The sequence below is a fragment of the Cupriavidus oxalaticus genome (assembly GCF_038900635.1).
Classification (GTDB): domain Bacteria; phylum Pseudomonadota; class Gammaproteobacteria; order Burkholderiales; family Burkholderiaceae; genus Cupriavidus; species Cupriavidus oxalaticus_B.
Genome location: NZ_JAYMRX010000042.1, coordinates 1 through 23,421 on the forward strand (window position 1 = coordinate 1; position 23,421 = coordinate 23,421).

Annotated in this window: 18 protein-coding genes and 6 pseudogenes; 15 read left to right on the forward strand and 9 right to left on the reverse strand. The window is 52.7% G+C overall.

What is annotated here, in order from left to right; genetic code table 11:
- Positions 1-516: 516 nt before the first annotated feature.
- Positions 517-753 (reverse strand): hypothetical protein, encoded by a 237-nt coding sequence (locus tag VSR71_RS35435; RefSeq protein WP_115683832.1) that lies wholly within the window; start codon positions 751-753, stop codon positions 517-519.
- 2 nt (positions 754-755) lie between these two features.
- On the opposite strand from VSR71_RS35435, the pseudogene VSR71_RS33805 reads away from it, so the two are divergent.
- The 4 genes and pseudogenes from VSR71_RS33805 to VSR71_RS33820 form a co-directional block, all read left to right on the forward strand.
- Positions 756-1,534: pseudogene (locus VSR71_RS33805) on the forward strand (IS256 family transposase); the annotation flags it as partial.
- Between the two features lie 456 nt (positions 1,535-1,990).
- Entirely contained in the window at positions 1,991-3,364 is a 1,374-nt protein-coding gene (locus VSR71_RS33810) for a hypothetical protein (protein WP_231942341.1), read from the forward strand.
- 20 nt (positions 3,365-3,384) lie between these two features.
- Positions 3,385-4,662 (forward strand): glycosyltransferase, encoded by a 1,278-nt coding sequence (locus VSR71_RS33815; protein ID WP_116330156.1) that lies wholly within the window; start codon positions 3,385-3,387, stop codon positions 4,660-4,662.
- On the forward strand, positions 4,662-6,089 hold the full coding sequence (locus VSR71_RS33820; protein ID WP_115683834.1) for a radical SAM protein: 1,428 nt from the start codon (positions 4,662-4,664) through the stop codon (positions 6,087-6,089). Before VSR71_RS33815 ends, VSR71_RS33820 begins: the two co-directional genes overlap by 1 nt.
- 537 nt (positions 6,090-6,626) lie before the next feature.
- On the opposite strand, the gene VSR71_RS33825 is transcribed toward VSR71_RS33820, so the two are convergent.
- Entirely contained in the window at positions 6,627-6,902 is a 276-nt protein-coding gene (locus tag VSR71_RS33825; RefSeq protein WP_115683835.1) for a hypothetical protein, read from the reverse strand.
- 574 nt (positions 6,903-7,476) lie between these two features.
- Between VSR71_RS33825 and VSR71_RS33830 the strand changes: the two genes are divergently transcribed.
- Together VSR71_RS33830 and VSR71_RS33835 are read left to right on the forward strand one after the other, a co-directional pair.
- A complete protein-coding gene (locus tag VSR71_RS33830) occupies positions 7,477-7,791 on the forward strand; it encodes an H-NS family nucleoid-associated regulatory protein (RefSeq protein ID WP_115683836.1) in 315 nt (104 codons plus the stop codon).
- A gap of 508 nt (positions 7,792-8,299) precedes the next feature.
- Positions 8,300-8,610 (forward strand): annotated as a pseudogene (locus VSR71_RS33835) (H-NS family nucleoid-associated regulatory protein).
- A 433-nt stretch (positions 8,611-9,043) separates the two neighbouring features.
- On the opposite strand, the gene VSR71_RS33840 reads toward VSR71_RS33835, so the two are convergent.
- The 3 genes from VSR71_RS33840 to VSR71_RS33850 form a co-directional block, all read right to left on the reverse strand.
- Positions 9,044-9,448 (reverse strand): hypothetical protein, encoded by a 405-nt coding sequence (locus VSR71_RS33840; RefSeq protein ID WP_342917828.1) that lies wholly within the window; start codon positions 9,446-9,448, stop codon positions 9,044-9,046.
- A 35-nt stretch (positions 9,449-9,483) separates the two neighbouring features.
- Positions 9,484-9,780, reverse strand: coding sequence for a hypothetical protein (locus VSR71_RS33845; protein ID WP_231942343.1), 297 nt, complete (start codon positions 9,778-9,780; stop codon positions 9,484-9,486).
- A 447-nt stretch (positions 9,781-10,227) separates the two neighbouring features.
- Entirely contained in the window at positions 10,228-10,698 is a 471-nt protein-coding gene (locus VSR71_RS33850; protein ID WP_231942344.1) for an alkaline phosphatase family protein, read from the reverse strand.
- Positions 10,699-11,602: 904 nt separating this feature from the next.
- Here VSR71_RS33850 and VSR71_RS33855 point away from each other — a divergent pair.
- Together VSR71_RS33855 and VSR71_RS33860 are read left to right on the forward strand one after the other, a co-directional pair.
- Entirely contained in the window at positions 11,603-11,890 is a 288-nt protein-coding gene (locus VSR71_RS33855) for a hypothetical protein (RefSeq protein ID WP_231942345.1), read from the forward strand.
- Positions 11,891-12,291: 401 nt separating this feature from the next.
- A complete protein-coding gene (locus VSR71_RS33860; RefSeq protein WP_115683838.1) occupies positions 12,292-13,134 on the forward strand; it encodes a sterol desaturase family protein in 843 nt (280 codons plus the stop codon).
- A 350-nt stretch (positions 13,135-13,484) separates the two neighbouring features.
- On the opposite strand, the pseudogene VSR71_RS33865 reads toward VSR71_RS33860, so the two are convergent.
- Positions 13,485-13,787 (reverse strand): annotated as a pseudogene (locus VSR71_RS33865) (IS481 family transposase); the annotation flags it as partial.
- An 860-nt stretch (positions 13,788-14,647) separates the two neighbouring features.
- Here VSR71_RS33865 and VSR71_RS35440 point away from each other — a divergent pair.
- Positions 14,648-14,786: pseudogene (locus VSR71_RS35440) on the forward strand (IS3-like element ISKpn18 family transposase); the annotation flags it as partial.
- A gap of 340 nt (positions 14,787-15,126) precedes the next feature.
- Positions 15,127-15,361, forward strand: a pseudogene (locus VSR71_RS33870) (IS5/IS1182 family transposase); the annotation flags it as partial.
- 72 nt (positions 15,362-15,433) lie between these two features.
- On the opposite strand, the gene VSR71_RS33875 reads toward VSR71_RS33870, so the two are convergent.
- On the reverse strand, positions 15,434-17,032 hold the full coding sequence (locus VSR71_RS33875) for a pyridoxal-phosphate dependent enzyme (protein ID WP_231942367.1): 1,599 nt from the start codon (positions 17,030-17,032) through the stop codon (positions 15,434-15,436).
- A 33-nt stretch (positions 17,033-17,065) separates the two neighbouring features.
- On the reverse strand, positions 17,066-17,947 hold the full coding sequence (locus VSR71_RS33880; protein WP_115683840.1) for a GHMP kinase: 882 nt from the start codon (positions 17,945-17,947) through the stop codon (positions 17,066-17,068).
- An 860-nt stretch (positions 17,948-18,807) separates the two neighbouring features.
- On the opposite strand from VSR71_RS33880, the gene VSR71_RS33885 reads away from it, so the two are divergent.
- The 3 genes and pseudogenes from VSR71_RS33885 to VSR71_RS33895 all read left to right on the forward strand — a co-directional run.
- A complete protein-coding gene (locus tag VSR71_RS33885) occupies positions 18,808-19,242 on the forward strand; it encodes a hypothetical protein (protein WP_147298460.1) in 435 nt (144 codons plus the stop codon).
- Entirely contained in the window at positions 19,239-20,447 is a 1,209-nt protein-coding gene (locus VSR71_RS33890) for an MFS transporter (RefSeq protein ID WP_115683841.1), read from the forward strand. The genes VSR71_RS33885 and VSR71_RS33890 overlap by 4 nt, the downstream gene beginning before the upstream one ends.
- A gap of 596 nt (positions 20,448-21,043) precedes the next feature.
- A pseudogene (locus tag VSR71_RS33895) lies at positions 21,044-21,701 on the forward strand (IS5 family transposase); the annotation flags it as partial.
- On the opposite strand, the gene VSR71_RS33900 reads toward VSR71_RS33895, so the two are convergent.
- Positions 21,698-22,033, reverse strand: coding sequence for a hypothetical protein (locus VSR71_RS33900; protein WP_115683842.1), 336 nt, complete (start codon positions 22,031-22,033; stop codon positions 21,698-21,700). The pseudogene VSR71_RS33895 and the gene VSR71_RS33900 sit on opposite strands and share 4 nt — an antisense overlap.
- 576 nt (positions 22,034-22,609) lie before the next feature.
- Here VSR71_RS33900 and VSR71_RS33905 point away from each other — a divergent pair.
- Together VSR71_RS33905 and VSR71_RS33910 are read left to right on the forward strand one after the other, a co-directional pair.
- Positions 22,610-22,816: a hypothetical protein gene (locus VSR71_RS33905; RefSeq protein WP_147298461.1), complete on the forward strand. Its 207-nt coding sequence runs from the start codon at positions 22,610-22,612 to the stop codon at positions 22,814-22,816.
- Positions 22,817-22,979: 163 nt separating this feature from the next.
- A complete protein-coding gene (locus VSR71_RS33910; protein WP_147298462.1) occupies positions 22,980-23,288 on the forward strand; it encodes a hypothetical protein in 309 nt (102 codons plus the stop codon).
- Positions 23,289-23,421 lie beyond the last annotated feature (133 nt).

Sequence of the window (23,421 nt, forward strand, 5' to 3'; positions counted from 1 at the left end):
GCTCGACCGTCGGCAGCAATGGCTGCAAGGCCTTCCACAATTCGTTGTTGATCTTTTTTCGTGCCATGGCACATCACAACGCTCAATTGCCATGTGGCGATGACATGGTTTTGTTAGCCGCTCTAAGTTCCCATTGTGGAAACGAGTTAACAACCCATGAATAGCGCCCCCGCACCTCCATGGCTTGTTAGAATTTACTAAACTAGCCGCCCGACACCTTGATTAATATCAAATTCAGCGAGCATAGCACGCCAGTATTTCCGGCTTTGTGGTCCCGAAAAGCATGGCAACTATGCTTTCGGTCTCACCGATCTTCCCGGCTTCGGCCGTGGGCTTTCAACTTTATATTAGGTAGAACGGGATGTATCTTTCGTTTAAAAAACCAGAGAAATATGTAACGGTATGCGAACTTTTCGGTTTATTGCATGAATACAAGCTGCTTCGGGGTACGACGTCTGTCGCTGCCGTTTTTGAATAAAGACAGGCAGAGCTAAGGAAACCGGCACTTTCAGCTCCCTAAAGTTCCGTCGCTTCTACTAACACGTTGACGCGCCAACTGCCCTTGCTGTCCATCGACAGCATGATGCCGAGGTTGAGCGCGTCGGTGAATTCCGTGGCGGTGAACTTGCTGCCCTGGTCGGTGTTGTCGATCTCCGGCGTGCCATATTTCGCAAAGGCCCTCCTCCAGCGCCTCGACAGCAGGAGTCTGTCAGAAATTTTGTGTTTAGGGCATATCATGTCGCCAAGGAGCATGTATGCCCCGCAAAACCAAGACGGACCACGCCCCAGACCGTGAACTGCCGACCATATCCCTGAGGACCTGATTGCCTATTTCGTGAAGTGTCCGATGATCGCCGAGGCCGTTCAGGACGCCTCGATGTCATTCAAGAAGGTCCTGATCAAACGCGCCCTGGGTGCCGAACTGGGTCAACACCTGGGCTACCCGCGCGGCGCGCAGCGCCAGTCGGTTCGGCCAATCAGCGCAGCAATGGCAAGAGCGCCAAGACCGTGCTAACCGAAGATGGCCGCTGCGGGTCGACATTCAGCGCGACCGCGACGGCAGCTTCGATCCGATCCTGATCCCCAAGCACGAGCGGCGCTTCACCGGGTTCGATGACAAGATCATCGCCATTTACGTCCGTGGCATGACCGTGCGGGAGATCCAAGTCTTTGGCCGAATAGTGCGGCACAGAGGTATCGCCCGAGTTCATCAGTTCGGTGACCGATGCCGTCATGGACGAGATCACCGCCTGGCAGGCCCGCCCGCTGAAGGCGATGTAGCCGGTAGTGTTCTTCGACGCGCGCGCAGATGCGCGAGGACAGCGTGGCGCGCAACACGCCGTCTACCTGGCCCTGGGCGTGCTGCCGGACGGCACGCACGACATCCTGGGCTTATGGATTGAAAGCATCGAAGGAGGCAAGTTCCGGATGAAGGTGTTCAATGACCCGAAGACCCGTCGTAGCACGCAGGACAGTCACTGATGACCTTAAGGGTATGGAACAGGCCTTGAATGCGACGTTCCTGAATACGACCCCACTATCAAAACGATTTTCTTTTCACATTGAGCTTGGTTGCTTAAACCAGATCCACCGTCTTTTCTCATTCCACCGCTCTGATTACCTCCTGAGTTACAACAGCTGGAGCTGCTGCGCTTACTCTGGCACAGCGATTAATTGTCGCAATGGCGACGAAGACATTCATATTTGTCCGTTTATTGACTAAAAGTTGTCGAGTATTTGCAATACTGCCTGCTCAACTGAGGTTTCAACCAAAGAATGTTGGTGGTACGAATCTCGCATCAAAGTTCCGTCGTCCCTGCCGAGGCAACGAGGCATTGCACAATAGCAATCCAAGGACGGGCGCATATTTGATGGTGAACACATAAAGCCAAAATTGTTGAAACGCACAATATCTTAGCGAAATTCGTAGAACACTAACTGCCAGTATAGCTGCGGTGTGAGCGACTCCAATTCTCTGAATCGAGTTAATATGACATTTGCAAAAATGAAATACGATCGGGCCATATTTATATCATTTGACGCAGTCGCGGTATCAGGAATTACCATTGAGGCACTCAAGACAGCGAAAATGCTTTCAAAAAAAGGTATAAAATCGTACCTGGACCTTGGTTATGATATAAAAGTTGACAAGGGGGTATTTAATAAACCATACGAATGGGAAAAAGACCTCTACGAGGACTTATTCACTCTTGTTCGCATAGATGACATCACTTCCATAAAAAATTATAACGCCGATTTTATTAAGCGCGCGCATAATTTGTTGATAAATCAACCGTCGTCAACGACCAGTCGAAACAAAGAAAATATAAAGAGCGACATTATATATGCATCACAGCAACTATCAAAAAAGATTGTTCAGCTTTGGGATAGTCTGAATATTGGCTATGTTATTGTAGAAAATGGGACGCTTCCTGAAAACATAATTTACACCCGAGCCCTGTACCTCGCCATCGAAGAGTATGGAAAACACAATGGATTGGGAAACTTTGTTATTTGGCGGGATCATGATTTGATGTGGAGCAGCGAAAAAACCGCCATGAAGTATGGTTCACCACCATACCAAAATGCAATCAAGCCTATCAAGTCCAATCACATCACATACGTAACACTCAACGAAGATCTAAAGAACAAACTTGAGGAGTGGTGTAATTATGCCGTTGAGGTCAAGGTTGAAAAAAATACCTACGAATTTAAAGACCAGGTCGGCTACACGAATTTGAGGGAGAAGTTCTCCATCCGTGATGACGATCTTCTTATTGCAAGAACTACAAGAATTATCCCTCAAAAGCGATTGGACAGGGATATTTATATAATTCATCACCTAAATCGAATTTTTGTTGAAAATTGCATAGACAAGAGGGCGTGGCTTTTTATTGCGGGGAATCCAAATGAAGATCCAGAATATTATCAACAGCTAGTAACTTTATCCAAAACGCTTAACAGCGAGGGTTCTGTGAGATTTCTCGGCCTTCTTCAGCACGGCGGTGTATCCTCCCGGAGCCAAACGTACACTATCGATGATCTATATTATTCCTGCGATCTGGTCTCTTTTCTCACCTCCTGGGATTATGATAGCTACGGAAATCCTATTGGCGAAGCAATTTGTCACAAACGCTGTTACATCACGACAAGCTATGAATATTATGATGAAGTCTATGGCAAGCATGGCTTCGTTGCTCCAGTTATGAGGATATCAGAGGGGAAAGATGGCTTGCCTGATCAAGAATTCATTGATGCGCTCTATGAGTTGGTCATCAACAAGCAGCTTACACAAAAAATTGCAGCAAATAATTATGTTCTAGGAAAACGATTACTTTCTCCTAGGGCCTTTGATATTTTTTAATCGATTTCTTGGGAAGTGGTATGCGAGACAATATTTTTGTATCTGTCGTACTGCCAATTTATAACGAAAGCGATTGCATTGAGAAGGTACTCGCATCTTTAATCAACCAGAAAACCCATAACGGATTGATTACTCACCAAAGTTATGAGTTGATTGTTGTAGACAACAATTCTACGGACGATACCGTCCAAAAAGTAGAGCGTCTTAAATCCGAAAATCCCACTATTGATATCAATATCATCCCGGAAGCCGTTCAGGGGGTCTCATCTGCGAGAAAACGGGGTATGGATTATGCGTCGTTGCGTTCAAGAACGAGGGACATTCGCCTGGGGGTGCAAAAAAAACACTATATTGTTTCCTCGGATGCTGATTGCACCGTAGAGCCATACTGGCTGCACGCAATAATAAAAAAAATGATGGATGATAATGGGGATCTCGGTACGTGCAATTATTATTATAATGAAAGTTTATTCGCCAGTCGTCCGAATCTATTTCGGGAAATCAAAAAAACTTTACGCTGTCGGGAAATGTCCTTTTCACTATTCGGTGGTTTTCCAGACGGGAAGGGCTTCGCTGTTGAGCGCAGGTTCTACGACAAGGTCGGTGGCATCGAAATCTTCTACCAACTCAAAAGCGGTAAATTTGTGGAACATCTTTCCGATGATTGGGATTTTGGGATACGAGTCGTTGCATGGGGTGGCAAACCGGTTTACGCCCGAGATTCCCGGGTAGAAATTAACAGTCGTCGGGTTGATACTCTGCTTGACGAGGTCATCACGGGCATCGCCTATGGTCAGGACGGTATTATTATCATGAAGGACGTCCGGACAGAAAAGGGACGCCAAAATATTGCGCTGAAAGATACGACCCCCGAACAGTCACAAAATGCCTGGCTCAGCTCAATAAAAGACTATGTTCCCAAGAATATCATTCTGCCTGTGCTGCTTAATCCACATCTTTTGCTGGAAAATGCACGTGTTCGTGAATTCTTCACTGGCCGCGCGGCAGACCAGCTGTACCGGCGTCTCGAGGAAATTAAGTATGAAACTCGCATGATCGACTTTAAGTCTATCCATTCCTATAAAACGTCATGCTATCGACTTTATTTCGAATTTCGTGATGAGATCTTTAGCGCCATGCGCCGAACCATTGGCGAAGATATCGGCTTCCCACCACCATTGCCAAAGTGTTTCGATGTTGTCAAGCCGGAAGACTTCAAGCGTTTTGTCTATTACTTTTGTGAGGACCGTGAATCCGGGGAGGCACATAATTATTTCGCGAACGGTGGAGTTTTTTAATGAACAAAGCAGCGCTAGATTCGTTGAATGACGTCGATGTTCGCTATCCTTTGCCGCGAGTATATGATTTCCTCTCGAGGCCGGAAAATAGTGAATTTCTAGATTACGTATTTAAGGACACATTCGGCTGCCATGTTTTTCCCGGTGATATTCTTAATTACCCATATTATTCTTTTTTGGGTGATATGGAGCGAGAGATAAGTAAGGCTAAACAAATCCATCTTTGGTCATATATTCCAACTTGTCGCTACCGTTGCCACTTTTGTGCATTCCCCACCGTCATACTCAACCCACAGGTCGACTCCGCGCAGACTGTGTTCCGGGATGTGGTAGATAGTAATATAGCAGAAGCAAGGCATTGGCTTGAGAGTATCCCAGGCCTTCGCCGAGCAGAGGTTGGGGAGTTTAATATCTTCGGTGGCACGCCATCACTACTTCCTCAGCGCGAACTGCGACGCTTAGTGGATTTTTATCGATGCAACTTTAATTTGTCGGCTGCATCGATGCGGTTTGAAGGTGATCCGGGAACGCTGACTAAAGAATATTTGAGTTTTTTAAAAAGGATAGGTTTTTCCAAGATCAGTTTTGGCGTGCAGTCTTTCAATGAGCATATTATCAAAGCATCCGGTCGTGCGCATTCAGCCCGCGCTTGCATGGAAACCGTTCATGACGCACGCGAGGTCGGTTTCGATTGGATTAGTGTCGACCTTATTTATGGACTCCTCGGGCAAAGTGTCGATGACGTGAAACGGGACATGGAGAAGGTTCTAGAATTGGGGCTCTCTCATGTTGTCTGCACCAAGCTGCACATCGGTGAGTTTATGAGAAGACGCACCGGTGTTTCCGGCGAGCGACAAAGTTTGTGGCAGAAAAGAAAAATTTTCGCTAATAAGGGAGGGTTCCCTGGTTTAGGTAAGCAATATCAAATGCGGGAGCTTGTGGAACAGTACTTGTCCTGCAATTATCTGGAGCATCCCACAATGTACTTCCATCATAGGAATCATCCCCCCGAAAAATGGAAGGGATTAGTCACTGATCTTGGTAAGCAGTATCCAGAGGTGGCTATTGGTTTGGGTGGTAGCTCGAAGTGTACAACAGCCGAAGCTATCAACATAACTGGATACAGTAGATACAAGGAAGCACTTGGCAAGCATCGCTTGCCCATTGAAGACAGCCGAGGCATCTCCCGGGCTCATGGTGAAATTAATGCGTTCAAAATGGCCTTGTCGACATTAGTCCCAGTGAATGATGATGTGTTTAAAGAACGTTTTGAGGGGCGGAGTTTTTTTGCCAATCCGAAGATCAATCGTGCGCTGAATGCGCTGGTGGGAAAAGCACTCGTCACCGTTGACGATAATATCGTTACTTTGACTCCAAATGGCGTGACCCTCGTGGAAGCGGTGATTAACACGCAGTTCGGCGCCTAAGCGCGACTAATACAACTTGCCGACTGGCCGGGCGCAGATGGCAATGCAGGGAGGTTAAGCAGGCGAAAAGTATCGAGGCTACCTATATACTGCCCCGTCTTGATATTGGTCCGCGGCACAAGCCGATCAGCACCAAAATAATTCTCGCGCAGTGGTCCGATTCCTTCTGCTAGCAACCTTGAGCAAGCAAGGCAAGGTGACTGCATAGCTTGTGCTCGTCGAGCTACCCGCGCCAAAACGCACGAGTACGCGAACCTGGCTTGGGCCGTTGCTTCAACCGGCTCGGCAAGCTGCGGAGTGGCACTTACGGCACTTACGAACTTCAACGCTATCGCGCCAGCGGACTGGATCTCGTCGTCACGGGCGATCCTGCTGTGGCACATCGTCTAATCTCGAACGCGCCGTCTCCGTCATCCTCTATGGCGACAGCCTCTGGCTGCAAAGCAAGCGCGTCGAGAGGGGCGGATTCCGACCGCTACGCTCCCGTGCGGCGACGGCTTAGGGTTTGTGATGTTGGCGCCATATTCGTACAGTACCCTAATCCGCGACTCGGCCCGCTGCCTTGAGGATGTTGTAGCTGGTCGTGCGAGACGGCACCTCTCCCTCGCCAAACCGCTCGGCTAGGCGCTGCTGAATCCAGTTCCTTGCTCGCCGGGCCCCGCGGCGCCAGGATCGCTCCGCGGACGCCTTCATTGGCGTAATCCACTTGTAGCCGGTCTTGCGGCTGATGCCATAGCGCTCGCAAAGCGAGCTGTCGCTGTCCGAGCGGCGCAGATGCTCGGAAATGAGAGTGAACCCGATGCTGCCGAGCATTGGCTACGCAAAGAAGCAAGAAACTTGGATCCAGCGAATTTTGTATTTACATTGCTGGAAGCGCTGGTCAGCCATATCCGACAATGATGAGAATACTCGGATCGAACGCAGACCTGTGCGTCTCCGCTCAATCCGATTCTCCTACTCCGTCGGTGCGAGATGGACTTACTATTCCATCCCAATCCGTGGAGACGAAGGAACCGAACCGGCGTTGTCGCGCATGAGGCTAGGTTGAGCTGGGCCAGGGATATCAGCGTGCTGTAGCATGCCCAGACAGATCACTTTAAGTGCGCAATGGTTGCTTGTGGAGCAGGGCATCGGTCCCTTTTTTTGGCTAGCGTGGGAGCCGATTTCAGCGGATCAGGTAAGCACACGCGCGCGGAGGAGTACCGTTGACTCCGAGAAGGGGGAGAGTCTCCATCGCACCCATACGGTTCAAGTACCAGCGGCACGGCAAAGCGGCCCCGGGATTTGAACGGTTTGCAACATTTTTGTAAGGTAAGGAACAAAAAGAACTTGCGGACTGACTTTAAAGTGCGTATAAGTCAAACGTCAGCAATAACCGGAGGCGCAAATGGCAACATATAAAGAACTGATAGCGCAAAAGCAAGCGATCGAGGCCCAGCTTGAAGAGGCACGGGCGAGCGAGGTTGCCAGCGTCATAGAACAAATTCGTGATTTGATGGCGCAATACGACCTGTTGCCCGAAGATGTTGCGCCGCGGCGCCGTAGGGGACGGCCAGTCGGTGTTGCTTCAGCACAGCGCGAAAAGGCGCCGCTGCCACCCAAGTATATGGACCCCAAGACCGGGAAGACTTGGTCCGGAAGAGGTCGAGCACCGGCATGGTTGGGCAAACGGCCTGAACGTTTTTTGATTCCGCAGGAGTGACGACACGTACAGGTGCTCAAATGCCCGGTCAAGCTAACGCTTGAAAGCGGGCATTTCGTAAAACCATTAAGCGGACGTGGCAAACGGGCTTTAGCTAGTCTGCCACATTGTAGTGCGCACAAGTACAATGACTCTAACCTGAGATTGGCGCGTGGCCGTTAGTCCGTGACGAAGAATCGTGTAATGGATCCAGATTCGAGGCGGCCGCCTTAAATTCATCGCAGGCTAAACTGTAGCCGCGCGATGGACTGCATCAATCGCGAGCCTGCATTTCCCTTTCCAGATTTCGCCGCGCTCAGCAAGGCGCATTATGCTACCACGTAGACGCTTTCACTATGCGTTCCGCCCCTGTGCTTCAGTGATGTCAGTGTACCCGGCCCTAAGTAGGATGAATTGAGTTGTGCGACTACGTTGCTGGCTCCCGGCTAAGTGTTCAAGAATGGATTCCTTGCAGGACTCTCTTAAGTTGCGTAATAGGTCATGAGTAACTGACCAATTGGAGATCGAAATGGCAACATATCAGGAATTGCTAGCTCAGAAACAGGCGCTGGAAGTCCAAATCGAAGAGGCCCGTGCCAATGAGCTTTCGAGTGTTATCGAACAGATTCGCGGATTGATGATGCGCTACGAATTGTCCCAAGACGACATCGCGCCTCGCCGTCGTCGCGGCCGCCCTGCCGTTGTGGCCGCCTCGCCCGAAAAGAGGTTACTGCCTCCGAAGTACACGAACCTAAGACGGGCAAGACGTGGTCGGGGCGTGGCCGAACGCCGGCGTGGCTAGGTAAACGGCCAGAACGCTTTCTGATTCCCCAGGAATAAACCTCCGAGGACCTGAAGGAATTTTGGCGGCGAGGGACCTCCTCCATCCCCTGCCGTCGAAGCCATGCTTCTTACGACATTTGGAGTCGTCGATGCCTGGCAAATTGTGTAGTATCACCGAACGAGCCCAGCGCTTATAGTTCGACAACACATAGGCGTCTGTTGTTCTTCACGCTCGAAGCCGCGATGAGGACATGGATGGGTGCAGGCCTGGCTCGAAAACATCGAGCTTTCAATGCGCGCGCTTTTACACCTAAATTTTATAGTTTCAGACTATCTTGCCACACAACGCTCATCCGATCTAAGCTAATCCGCATCGACGTCTGCGTTGACATTGGGACCCATTGGCGACGATAGCTCACACAGAATTTGTTGGAGCGCGCGGGCAAATCTACTGATGATGCCCTGCGTGAGCGCGTACCAGGGCAAGACGTTAATGGCGCCGCGATCCTGCCGGTGCACGAGTAAGGGCGAGTTCGTAGCGTCCAATTGGATGCCGCAGGCCATGTGCCAAGTAAAACCAGTCGCTGATATGGCCAAGACGAACTAAGTTGATGCAATTAATACGAGTGGTGATGCGCTTGCTGTAATCGACCACTGTCATTTGGTACTCGAGTGAGTTGGCTGCAATGCGGGCCACATATGTATCGATCGCCCGATCGGTCTTACGTCGCAATCGGGTCTGATCATCCCTCCATACCTGCAACGTGTGCATCCCATCCTTGCTTTGGAATGTAGCACGGTAAAAAAGCGCGGCCGGCTCAGCACGGGCACCAAAGGCCGCGTCGAAGGTTGGCGCCAACTGTCCAGCTTCGCAATCTGGACCGGAAAAGAGCATACGAGTGCAGCGCTGGCTAAGAGCGCCCCCCGCCATTATCGACGGAAAGCCTTGGCATAGTCGAAGTACCGATAGGTCTTGCCGTCGACGATCAACTCCTTGACGGCTAGCTCGATAGAGTAGGTACCCTGCGTAAGCGCCAGATCCTTCGTATTACCGGTCGGGTCGGTGGGCAGTTCAAAATTCAGTGCGGGCGCCAGCGCGGTGCTGCAATGGTTGCGGGCTTGATCACAGGGGTACACAAGCTTGCCGGTGCCTGTTAGGGCTTCATTAAGAATGCGGCCGTCGGCCTGCGTCCAACAGATAAGCCACCGTGGGTGCCACGTCGACATTGCCAGTAGGGTTCGAGATGACAGCGCTAGTGCGGAATGATGGCCCACTGGCAATCAGCGTGTTATGCACGTCGGTACGGCCGAAACTACAGTGTATGCCGCCGTAGCCTCCGGCGCTTTCGAACTCGTGCCAGGCATGCCTTGAACCGCGACCTCGTCATCCCAATTGAAGCTGACTACCACGTCAGGTTGGATGTTATTTTGCCGCTGTGCATTCTCAAGGTTGACCTCGACATCGGGAGGGTGCCCGGCAGGAAACCATAGCGATTGTCGATAAAGATAGCACCGTACTCCTCCCGTTGCCGCAGGAATTTGACCAAATTCTTGATAGTGCTCGAATCGTGGCTGGGCACGTAGAAGTAGTCGGATCCACCGTTTGCCGCAACCACAATGCCGTTTGCGGGTAGGTTGCCCGGTGACGGCCCTTGAAACTGGCCACCGGCGTAGCTAGTCCTGCGCTGATCGCTTGGAACTTTGTACTCGGCGAGCCGCAAGGGTGACTTTGGAATCTATCTTTACCGGCACGGTCGGCCTGCCGTTGGCCTGCAGTCCATACAAAGTCGAGGTCGTGCAGCCCGAACCATCGTAGGCCTTAAAGCCCCGAGAGGTGCAGGTCTGCCGAACGCACATCCCCCGAGAAGGAGAACCCGGTGTCTGATAGCGGGCCGATTGCAGCCATGTCTGTGCCGCTGGTAGAACCGTTGACATGAGTGCCTGTCGGAGGCCTGCGCAACGCGTAATCGCACGCAGCGGATACAATGACAAGGGGCCCGATACGCTCGTATGGCCATCATCGGAAACGATGACTAAGTTTGTGCTGGCGTACAAGCCGTTTGTCTTGAGCGCGCTGATAAGTTCTCCCAAGCGTTGATCCTGAGAGCGTAGTCCCGCAATTGCTTTGCGGCGAACCGGGGCCATAGCCGTGTTCCCCGTTGCCGGGTGTGCGGAACCAGATTAGCGAAAGCATGGGCTGCTACTTTGGCAGGATGTAGTTTGTGTACACCGAAAGCATGTACTTGTTGGCCGCATCCTCGGGCGCACCCTGAGTAGTGTCTGCGCCGCGGCAACGGCTATCACGTCATTGGCGGAGTCATAGGTCGTGGTATTGAAGGTGACATAGCCGGCGCGCGCTGTCGGGTCGTCATTGTTAGCCGTCAACGTCACCGCTTCGGCTGGGGAATAGCCGAACCGCGTGTTAAGCGGCAACGCAATGCCAGTGTTCTGCAACTCCGTCACCAAGCTCCGCGGCTGCACTGTGATTTCGTCCAGGAAATAGCCTCCTTCACCGAGGTCTTGGATGTAGGCGGCTCCCGACTTGCCGATAGTGGCAGTAGAGAGACCTGCGGCCTGTGCCGTGGCAAACAAACTCTTAATTAGCAGTAGCTGGTCGCCGTAGTAATTTCCAAGTATCGACAAAACCTGGTAGTCCTCGGTGAAGATTGGGTTGACGTAATCAGCCTCGGCGGCGGTTGTCGTGGCTCCATTTGGCGTAGCGCGTTTACCTGAGGGGATGCTGTTAGATGCACCTCGCGTAGTGGTAATGTATTGACATAGAACCCGCTGGTTTTTGGAAACGACCCCGTCGACAATATCTCTAGTCCTTTAGATGCAGCGATCTTGAGCTAGCATAAAACTATAGCAGCTTCATGGCCGGCGTTTGACAAGAAACTTCTTCCATCTAGTTTTAGTCTTCTTCACAGACAGATAACTTAGTTCCAAGCTAAACGCTCCATGCCTGCCTGGAACCGCTTCCGGTCGAAGATATCCTCAACTAGCCGTTCTCGCACTTGGGCCGAAAATTGGAGGTCTTGCATTTTCGACTTTGAGTTTTACGGCTATCGTATTTCAACGCGCTGATCAATACAAGCAATGCGAGCGAGAACGATCCTGTCGCACATCGTCCCAGACCAAGGCGTTCTTCTTTGCGGTCAATCCGTCGGGTGGCGTAACGGTATTCAAGGCCGGCATCGGCGAGTGCAGCCTGGACGGGCTCGTTTCCAATCTTGAGCGCATCATGTACTCGACCAAGACCGATGCCCAGTACGATGTGGCGCTGGCGGCCTTCAGCGACCATCCGGATCCGGTCGGGCCGATGCTACATTGGGTCTGACTACACTGTCAGGATGGCCCCGGCCTGTTCAACAATCTCATCGAACTGTGGCCCCGCGTCATAACCCATTCGGCCTTATGGCGGGATTTTCTGAGATTCCGGCGTAGACCAGAACTGCGGAGGTGTGAAAGCCATTTGCGATTCGAATGAGTCCCATCCAAACAATCGATTGCCAAGTTTCGAGAAACGTCGACCTATCCGTGATAGATTCAGTGACGGCAGATCTCTGTGTGTGACTGCTCCATGGAATGGATATGTCAAGACTGCTTGGTTTTACGCGCACGATCCGGGCGAAAATGACTTGTGCGACATACCGCATTTCCATTGACCTCAAATCGCCACCAGAAAGCATGCAGCCTCGTTGACGGAGTAGAAAATTGCACCTTTTTGATGTAAATCAGATGGCCGAGTTTTTCGTAAACTCGTTCAAGTTCGTAGCGATATTCGCTACCGTCTGTGTCGCGCTCGAGCTGATTTTTCCGGCTTATCGATACAGTTTTGCGTCATATGTTCGCGGGGTACGAAATTGGATCATTCGCCTTGGGTTCGCTGCAGTTGTCTGGCATGTCTACGCTGTGGGTCTGGAGTGGTTAGGGGTCAAGCCGCTTCTGACGGTGAATTTCGGGACTTTGTTTCACTCTGACAACGCAATTATTAGCGCGGGCTTCGGCGTTCTTTCAGGCATTCTAGTCGCAATTGCCGCTGATTTCTTCCGCTACTGGATGCACCGCGCACAGCATGCTATTCCATTCCTGTGGCGCATGCACGCCACCCATCATTCTATCCGCGAACTGACGGCTTGGAATTGTGCTCATCACTTATCCGAGCCGCTTATTTATGCTTTTTTCGTCGCGATGCCGCTCGCTCTGATCCACTTCGAATCTGGGGTCGTGCCAACTGTTGCGCTGACGCTGATTGCCTTTCAGGTCCACTTGTCTCACTCGAGCACGCGTATTAATCTTGGGCTGCTACGATACATCGTCGGGGATGGCCAGTTCCACCGTATTCACCATTCAATGGAAGCGCGTCACAGGGGCCGAAACTTCGGGACATTTACGACGCTCTGGGACACGATTTTCCGTACGGCGTACTGGCCGACAAAGGATGAGTGGCCGGAAGTTGGCCTCGCAACCCAGTCTGAACCGATCACGGTGCGCGATTACCTTATGTTTCCTTTTGACCAACGCCGCTGGCGTAAAGCGACGGTCGGAAGTGGCGTACGTAAGGTTGAGGTTATCGATTAAGCGCGGTGAACGCCTCATTGAAGGCGTGCCGCACTTTAAACAGGTAAATTTTTACAGAGGTCAAAATAAGTTTTTCGGTTTTCGCCCGGAAATTCAGAACAATGTCAAGTTGATGCGAGCAGTGGCGTGAAGAAGGTCAGGTCGCCCTATCACTGTTTCTGATTCCGGCAGCGGTCATCAGCTGCGCCATAGACGGCTGTCTCCGATTCAACCTGAGCCTGTGCGATGTCGACGAACTGCTGTTCTAGCTGTGAAGCGTCAAAACGTTATTTCTCGACGCTGGAAATCGGCACATTGGGGCAAGGCCGCCGATGCCGTATGTGATCGGTGCCAGTTATAGTGTTGCTACCAACCGAATCGCGGCGGTTGCCGGTCACGTGGTGGCTGGGCCGCTCAATGCGACTGAGCTTCTTGGTGTCGATGTGCGGCAGGTTACCCGAAGCGGCGTGTTCATAGCACATGACGGGCTCGCGTGGCAGCAGATCGGCGAGCCGGGACAGGCCAGCGTGCGCGAGCACCCGGCTGACAGTGGATTCGGAAACACCAACACTGCGGGCGATTTGCCGCTGGAGCATCTGCCGTTGGCGCCACTCGAAAATCAACTGGGTCTTGGATGGGTCAATGGTCCGCGGGGAGCGGCTCGGCCGGGACGAGTGTCAGGGAGGAACTAATATCCGTTCTTCCCGCAGAGTTCGCCCCCTGAAAGGCTTCAGAGGAATTTTGCACCGACACAGTCGCAGGCTATAAGTCCATTTATAAAGACGCCATGTTCAGGAGGCTGGATGTCTTTCCCATGCTAGACGAAAAAATCCACTATCTCTCCTGGCACTCGGGAACGACGCTGACATCCGCGAGAAACGTCCTACGAGCGAAAGCGTGTCCGACAGGAACGGGCGCAAGCCTTCGAGATCTGGCTACGCTCGGCGCTGAGCAAGGTATCGTCCAATAGCGATACCGCGAAGGCGATGGGCTGCGCATTGAATCAGTCGACAGCACTAATGCAGTATGCCGGCGATATTTGCGATCGAGATTAACAATAACGCTGCGGAGCGGACGTTGCGGGCCGGCTCTCGGTATAAAGAACTACTTGTACTTCGTCTCGGACAGTAGCAGCGAACGCGGCATCGCCGTCTATTCGCTGGTGGCTGTAGCCAACCTGAATGATCTCGATTCGGAGGCTTACCTTCGACGTCTTTGCTCGCCTCCCCCTTCACTCGCGTCGCCGAACTACTGCCATGGGCCAAGGTTGTACAGTCCGCTCGGACGCCGCTTGAAAGTAACCTTCTTGTCACGAACGCTGACGGACGGGCGGTTGTCCTAGCCCATTGGAGCACTCGAGAGATTCAGGCCGTTGCCAATGCGCTGAATAGCAGACCCCGAAGAATCGCTTGGTTGGCGACAGCCGCCAAAGCCGTAGATGAAAATCTGTAATCTGCCCAACCATGTGTGCTTGCGACGACCGGTCTAAGTTGCCCGGTAGGCGAGCGATGAATATTCAGCCATGCACAGGTAGCATCAGGGGATTTGCAGCATGAGCCGAAAGGGAAATTGTTGGGGCAATGCGGTGATGGGGCGGCTCTTCCTGAACCTCAATATGGAGCGTGTGTGGGAGTCAATAGGCTCACCATGACGAGGGTCGACGCGACATGACCTAGTAGCCCGCTTCAAAGTTGGCAGAGCAAGCTAGTCGATCGAACGGTGATTCAACCACGCCGAAGCAATCTTACTCATGAGCATCTTGATTTTATCAGCGATAATCGTATGCTGTTAACGGCAGTTCAAGAATGTACATCTCGCCTCTAATGAAGTGCGTGAAAGAGGGAATGTACGTGCAAACCTGACAAGTCGAAATCCTGAATACCCAGTCTTGAGAATGGCGCTGTTGCACAATTTCGGGTTCGGTTGGGGCTGACGTTTCGCCCAATGGCTGGAACAGGGTCTCTGTTAGCTTCTGAGGCGGTTTCGTAGTTTTCTTGGACTTTTTCGGGGGCGATGCGGAAGGACAACCAGCAGCAAGTCGAGCCCCACGGGCTACCGTGTCAAGAACTGGGCGCAGTTCGACAAGGGATTGATAACCCGAGGAGATATCTCGAGGTGGGTGGGGCAATTGCTCGGACCGCCGGCTAACCCTGTCGCCCAATCGTGGCCACGCGCTAGTCTATATGGATGCGCTGTCCAGGATCTGCTCGCTCTCAAGCAGGGGTTTCCGCTGCCGCTGCCGTCTCTACTTGTGCAACAACGATCTTGAAAATAATTGTGATTGCTTTTGGAATGAGCGTATAAGCGCGGGCGGATGCGTCTATCTGAGTTTAAATTCAATAATATTCTGAAGTCCGGCGGGCCCACAATAATTTATACCGGTTTCTTGAAAGCCGGAATTGAGATATGTTCTCATGGCTATGGAGTTACGCTTGTTGACAGCCAGCATAAGACGATTTACATATTGTCTATTCGACAGAATCCAATCTACCGCCAATCCAGATGTCGCCTTACCATATCCATTGCCCTGATATGGTTGTCCAATACGGAAGCTATGCATAGTGATAGCGTCTGATGACGCCCACTCCGGCAACGCGTCCCTTTCACGCAGGACAAAAAAACCAACTATTTCATCACAGACCACAACCGCGCATGGGTGCTCATTCTCGTGATGAGAACTACGTTGAAGTTCAAGGAACACCGTATACAACGGATCGACGAACTGCCTCTGCTCGGGCTTCACGTCGAGGTGGGAAACCGACGCGCAATCGTCACGGGATAAAAATACCAGCCTAGCGTCGCGAGCCTTTTCGGTAGATGTAGTAGCCCTGTACTGTCGGTGTAAATCCCGCTCAAGCGAGGTACTGTCGGACACTCGTCGCGGAGGCGTGTGAGAATTCGTGGACACTTGGCTAGTAAGGACTTGGTCGAGCGTACGCCCGCGCCACGCATAGGCAGACCACACGTTAATCTCTTGGGTGGGTGCGTTAACCGCCACTGGTTCTTTAGGCACCGGTGCAGGCCATCCAGGTACGGATGAGAGCCAGTTTTCGTCATAGACTGTCTCGACATACCGATGACCCTCATCCGGGAAAATTGCGACTACCTTTTTTCCAGGATTTTTTCTTGACCACCAGTCGGCCACTTTGTACGCTGCCCCACTAGTGGGGCCCATGAACAATCCGTAAAGTCGATGCAACTGATGAGTTGCATGAAAAATCTCGACGGGCGTTAGCCAGTGAACTTCATCAAACTGGGTATGATCTACATTGGAGGGTACGAATGCGCCACCAAGGCCGCTGAGGGATATCGGTTTTCCGCCGTGTTGCCCAAACAGGACAGAGTTCGGAGTGTCGACACCAATTGCGTTCAACTCAGAAAACAGTGTTCGAATAAACGTGGCCGTGCCGCACATCGATCCGCCTGATCCAACAGGCCCCACCAGACAATCAATTTTTCCCACTCTTTCGATTAGGAACTCCGCAATTTTCCCGTAGGAAATCGGATTATCCATGTTGGAGTACTGTGAGGGCCAATAGCTGCCGGGGATCGCCTTTAGGTATTCGGCGAGCCTGTTTAATCGCGCTTGCTGAAGTCCGCCGGAGCGCGCCGGTTTGTCTACAATTTCAACCTTTGCTCCTAGTTCTAGAAGTCTTTTATGAAGATGCCGATCGAGTGCCCAGTCACTCACGAGTATGAGGTTGTATCCATACTGAACAGCAAGCATGGCTAAAGCGAGGCCAAAAGTTCCGGATGATGACTCGCAGATAGTGGCGCCTGGTTTTAGCAAACCTTGATCCGATGCCCGCTCCAACATAAATCGCGCCGGTAAGAGCTTCATAAGGAAAAAACTTGCGCCATACAAATCGTCACTCAACTTAACGATTCGAGGATTTTCAAAATCTTCCAAATTCCTCATTACATTTATATTAGCCATTTTTCGAAATCGCCTTTATGTGTGCACGATAAACGATTCAAAGCCTGAGCGCCTCAGCTCACGGGTGGACAATTCGATACGCTCTGCGGAGCTGACGTCCGCAGGGTCAAACATCAAACCAAAAACAGTTCCGCTGTGGGCAACTTGGACTCCTATCGCGCCATGCCGGAGACCGATCTCTTCCAGCCTGTCAAAGTGGGGATTTCGCAAGAACCTCTGGTTGATCCGGGCGCTTGCCGTAGCAACTCGGCCGAGCAAGTTGAGATCGGAAGTGTTAATCGCTTGACGCAGGAGAGCCCGCAGTGAGCGAAACTTCTCAATCTCTACTTGGTTATAATCGGCGGGTGTAAATGTAAGTGTGTCGACGGCCTCTGTTTCTGCTGAATCAATGCTGATGAGATCGACATTGGGAATTGGCCTTTTGAAGGCCTCAATTACCAGCCCCTCGCGTTGCGCAAAAAGCACGGCGGGATGAGAAAAGATCGTGGAATCACATGCAGTCTCTGCCGCCACCGCAATTTGCATTATACGATCAAGTGACGCTTGAATATTTAAGTAGTCAAGCACGGCCAAGATGGTTGCCACTACATCTGCAGTAGAAGATCCCATGCCGCGGCCGATGGCGATGTTGCTTGTAATTATCACGCTTCCGCCGACTCTCGTTTGTGCGAAGGAATCTAGCGTAAGCTCAGCAGCACGTTTCGCCTTTATGCAACGTTGTGGGCTAACAGAAACGCGAGTTTCTTCATTGGCTAAAAAGCTCACCTTTGACCTCAGGTTGGGACAAGGTAGCGAAACCAAGCCACGGTGAAGCTTCTTCGATTCGCTTTCAAAAACTCCCTGGAGAAGCTCGCCGTGATGCCCAATGGCTTCACCAAAACCTTCTTTAAAATGCATAAGGAGCCTATAAATTTCGGTTTAAAGTTATTGATAGGCGGAGAAACGGATTTTTCAAACCGATATCCGCGAGAAAAAACTTCTCGACCATAAAGAAGATGTGATATATCGGCAGCCGAAAAGTCGAAATCGTGCTTGCGCCCATCGATTGGATGAAGCATTTATGCATGGATCACAAGAAACTGATAATACATGCCGGTTCTCCCTGGGCGCATGGTAGTGAAACGGTGACATCACCGCGCTCTTTACGCGAAAATCCCTAACGCATACTCGGCGTGACCCGTGCTTGGATTCGTCCTGTTGGGCGATAACTCGCCGGTCGGCGCCGAGGAGAGCTACGCGTTCAGAGAGCGGTAATGGTCCAACACGTCCGCGGCGCGCTCGCGGCGGCCGCCCTCCAATTTTGGTACCGGGAAGGCGGGCCGCGCTCGACGTGCACTCCAAAATACGCACACGCTCTAGCTCTACTATTCTCGTCATGTGACGAGTCGGAACGGGTCGCACCTATTCACCTCGATCTGATGTGTTCATTGACGCTCGAAATTGAACTGCGAGCGGCAAATGCGAGATTCGTGCCCACTCCTTTTGAGTTCTGACCATACGGAAGCTAGACCGCGTCCCGGTTAATTTTTGTTACTGAGGTAGACAATCAAGGCCGACAACCGAGTCATATTGTGTCGTTGTTACGACAAGCTCATTCGCTCGCCGTTCGGAATCGGTACAAGGCGCGGCGGAGGGAATAGAAGTTGCGAGTAGCACCTTGGCCGCATTCGGATCGTCGGTGTGGGACGACGTGGTCCGGTGGAGCAAAGGGGCGTGTGAAACCGTCTCGAGATTTGGGGGATAAAGGGAGGAAGAGCATGTCAATCCATCGTGAGCTTGAACCGGTCCTCGCTGAACAGGTAAGCGAGGCGTTTAAATTTCAGGTGTCAAGGGCGGAGTGGGTGCGCCGCATGGATGTAACGGGGTTTCCAAACAGCAAAATGGCTGAGTCGACATGGATTGGCGAACTCTTCTCAAGCGATGTTCTGATTCATGGAGGTCTCGCACTCACAAAAGCTCGTGACGTGTTGGTCGTCGATGCGGGGACTCCGAGGCTCCCGCACTCATCGGCATCGTCAGCTGGCCCGTATCGTACGACGTTGCTGTCCAAAACAGTGAGGAACCGGCGGAGTTTGGCTTTCGCATATTCTCAAAGTACGAAGGCTAACGTCGCCGCTAAAGACAGCCTGCGGGTGTCCGGGGCGCGGCATCAAGCTCTCGCCCAAAATTTTCTCAGGAAGGAAATCTTGTGACTTCCTTCCTGACGCGTGCTTTTCCGGTATTTGCTGAGCCTCTCGTCGGACGCTTTCTCGGCGGTCAGCTGGCGTCCAATCTCGGCCATTGGACGCTGAACATCACGCTGACTTTGCTGTTGTGGGACCAGACCCACTCAGCGTCCATCATCGGTGTGCTCAATTTCCTGCTGCAAGGACCGATGCTATTCGTGCCCATGTTGGTGGGGCCACGCCTTCAGCTCTCCACTATTCGAGCAACGACCTTATGGATTCTGAGCTGTTCCTTGGGAATATCTCTGGTATTCTTGCTAGGCGCGATTGCCGGAACGCTAAGCGTACTGTCGATCTTCTTACTGGCGGGCCTGTTGGGCTTCGTGCTGGCCTTGGAGTGGCCCGCGCGCCAGCTGCTTCTCACTTCCTCATTGCGCGACCGTTCGCTGCTTGTCGATGCGGTCGCTATGAACTCCCTCGTCTTCAACGTCGGACGTATGGCCGGGCCTGCGGTCGCTGCAGTTCTGTTCGCCCGGTACGGCGCGATCGCAGGATTCACCTGTAGTGTCGCAGGTCTTCTGATCATGCTAGCCGCCATCCAGAGTCTGCCGAAATCACGGTCCGTCGAAGCAACGCCGCGGGAACATACCAGCATCCGCGACGTGTTCCAATTCGCCGAACACGATGAGTTCGCCAGGCGCTATGTGCCAATGCTTGCATGCTTCGGCCTGTTCGTCAGCTCCTATCAAACCATTATCCCCGCGTTGGCGGCGTCGGAGTTTGGCTCCGCCAGCCGCTACACCGGCGTATTCTCCGCGTGCGCTGGCGCAGGTGCGCTTTTCTCGGCGCTTGCGCTTGCTTCCCTGAGAAATTCGCGCACCGACAGAAACGCACTCAGTTGGACCCCCTGGCTGAGCGCGGCAGCATTGTTTGCCGTCGCAGCATCCCGGAACGCTATGCTAAGTGGGGCCGGTTTTTTCCTCATCGGCATGGCCCTGTCGTATTCAGTGACCGTCATCAACTCAACTCTGCAGCGGCGTTGCCCGATACATTTACGCGGTGGCGTGGTGGGGCTGTACTGTCTTGCCTTATTGGGCGGCATGCCTCTTGGACACCTGCTTATGGGGTTTATAGCCAACTGGCTCGGAGCAAAGCAAACACTCTGTGCAATGTGCGCGGCGATGCTCCTGTCGCTCTGGATTATTCGTGCCTCGATGCGACAAGTTGGGTAAACAGTCTAGGGTCACTGGTTACCAATATGGCCCGAATTTATAGACATGGCCGCGAGCCTGCGAATCGGACAGCGGTATACGCCCACAGTCATGGGCGATCTGTTTCCCTTCCCGGACTAAGCACGTTATTTCGATATCTTGACACCAGCGTATGGGCTACAGTTCAGGTCATCGGCGGCCGATATGCATGTCATTAAAGGAAATAATTGGTGCATGGCAATGCTGCGAAACCGGCTGTGCCCGCAGTGGACCTTACTGTCGCGACCGGCCCATGCGCTTACGCTCGAATTAGAGGGGGGGGTTTGGGAAGCGCTCCGGCTCGCTGTATCAGGGCGGCGAGCGTTCGCTCAACTGAAAAGCGCCGAGATGCGGTCGCAGAAACCTTTTGAACGCTAGTTGTGAAGCTTCAATACGTTGTATCCGTGGTTCATCCGAGCTGAGGCTGGAAACTGGAAGTCGCCAACACCCAGACTTCCAAGAGTTCAACCGGATGAACACCCATAAGAATGTCCGACTTACGTTTGCCCGTCGAGTCGAGATGGTCCAAGACATCACCGAACATGGCCTGAGTGCCGAGGAGCGCTGAACGGTATCTTGTATTGCAGACCGGGATTCCGTTAGAAGACTTGCCGCAGGAACTGGGCTTCGGCAGCGGCATGACCTGCTGGCGTCGGCTGCGCCACTGGCAGGCCAGCGGCATCTGCGAGCGCGCGCATCTGGCCCTGCTGACCCGCTTGCGCGAGCACGACCAGATCGATTGGAGTGGGGCGAGCATTGACTGCGCAGCAGTGGTCAGCCCCCGGAGGGGCGAGCAGACCGGGCCGAACCCTACAGATCGTGCCAAACAAACTCGGCAGCAAACACCATCTCATCGTAGATCGGCGGGGCGTTCCTCTGGCACTGACTGTCACTTGTGCCACGGCACGACTCGGTTGTCTTCGAAGACTTGGTCGATGCAATAACAGCAGTGGCTGGTTTGTCTGGCCGACTAACAATGCCGCCCTGACAACGCCGACAAGGGGTATGACTTCGCACGGCGCTGTCGCCATCTGAGCAAGCGAGACATCTTTCCCCGAATCGCACGCGCGTGGCATCGAGAAGAACGAGTGCCTTGGCAAACATCTCTGGGTTGTAGAGCAGCCGGGTTCGGCAAGCCGCGCATTCGCTTCGAACGCCGCCTCGAACATCCATATCGCTCTGTTCACGCTCGCCTGCGCTATCGTCTGCTCCCGATTCGTCGAGGAATTTTGTTAGCCGTTCTTCTCAAGAACGATTATAAGCACTCCTTCACGTGTCACGGTTGCTTCGTACCTTGCGATTCTATTGTTCGGCGCGAAAGTAACGCACGGCGTTCCTTGAGCATGACCCAACTTTGGGTCCACCGTATGCCCGTAGGGCGTCACTGCGCTCGCATCGGCCGGAACGCCTATCTCGTCGAGCGCGAGAGTTCTAGACTGTGTCGTGGGATAATCGTCGGATTCTTTCGTGGTGATGTGCCACGTGCCGTCGCTACTCTGCCACTTGACGGAGAATTTGAACACATAGCCGGTGTTGTTTTTTACGGCGATCTTTTGAACCTGGTCCATGATTCATCTCATGCGGAAAAATTCATAGGAAGAACATAAAGGCGTTCTCTGCTTAGCGGTGCTATGTATGTGTGCTATTGCATAACCCTGTTCTTTGGTCTCACTGCGTACTGCGTGAGAGTCTGCGTGACGGTGCCAGAGCGGCTATACATTGCGATATGTCCAACAGAGGCGCCGGAGTTTGGTTGCAGCTATAAGGTACATAATTTCTCCTTTGTTGATCAGATCGATATTAATCGCGGATGCACTTCTTCGACTATAGGAAAAGTTCGCGGGATCCCATAAATTTAGTGAACGCAATCTATAGGCGGATTTGATTTTGATCAAAACTGGTGCGCGAGAGTCAGAACCAGACGTTGATGGTGCTGGTCGAATGGGTCGGTAGTGAGACTGAAGCGTTCCTCGCTGTTTTGATCGCGCAGGTGCCGCAAGCAAGGCTACTGCTGCGAGTCAACTAGCGCCCCGAATACCGCCAGGACTGGGGCAGCCAGCCGTGTGCACACAACTGCAGTAGGAAAAGCTGAGCCCGGAGCCACAAATCCTGGTGACGGCGCTGCTCGGGGAGGTCCCTCGCTGATGCCGCTCAAGCAACTGATCTTGTCCAAGACCGAAGGCACCTTTTTTATTGAAGGAGTGGTCCAAACTCCGGCCGAGGAAGGCGCGTTGCTAGGCCACCCCCCGCCGCGCTATCGGATTGATAGGTTGTCGATGCCGCAAAAAGAATTACTGGCAGACGCTCGCAGTCATCGGCACCGAATTGCCTTCAAGGGGGCCGGCATGTGACGGGGCAGTCCGAAGCCGCGCTGCACCCGCTGCTGGTCGACCCCCAGGCGGGAATTTCATTTTCCGCTTACCCCGAGGTCGAATACGCGTTCAAACATTCGTTGACCAGGAGGTCGCGGGAAAGCCTGCTATCGGTTCAGCGCAGCCTGCTGCACGAGCGAACGTGCAGGCAATCAAGGCGCTGTTCCCGGACCGGCTCAAGGAGTATTGCAATGAGTTGGCACATCATTACAGGCAGAGCGGGAATGTGCCGAAGGCGGTTGAATACCTGAAGCCGGTAGGCAAAGCAGCGTTCCGCCCAACTCGAAGCGGTTGGCCATTTCAGAAGCGCGCTCGAACTGCTCAAGCAGCGCCTGACACGCCGGATCGGATCCAGGAAGAACTGACGTTGCTGCTCACGCTAGGCCCCGCGGGGGATGACCGCCCGCAGCTCCGGGAGGTGCTGACAATCTACGTGCGGGCCTCGCGCTGAGCGAGTAGGTAGGGGGCGCGCCGCAATGCTTCTCGGCGCATTCTACCTGCTGCGCTGTGAGCTCAATACCGCGCAAGCACTGGGTGAAAGGCTGATCGACCCCGCGCACGGAGCGCAGGATTCCAGCTGACTG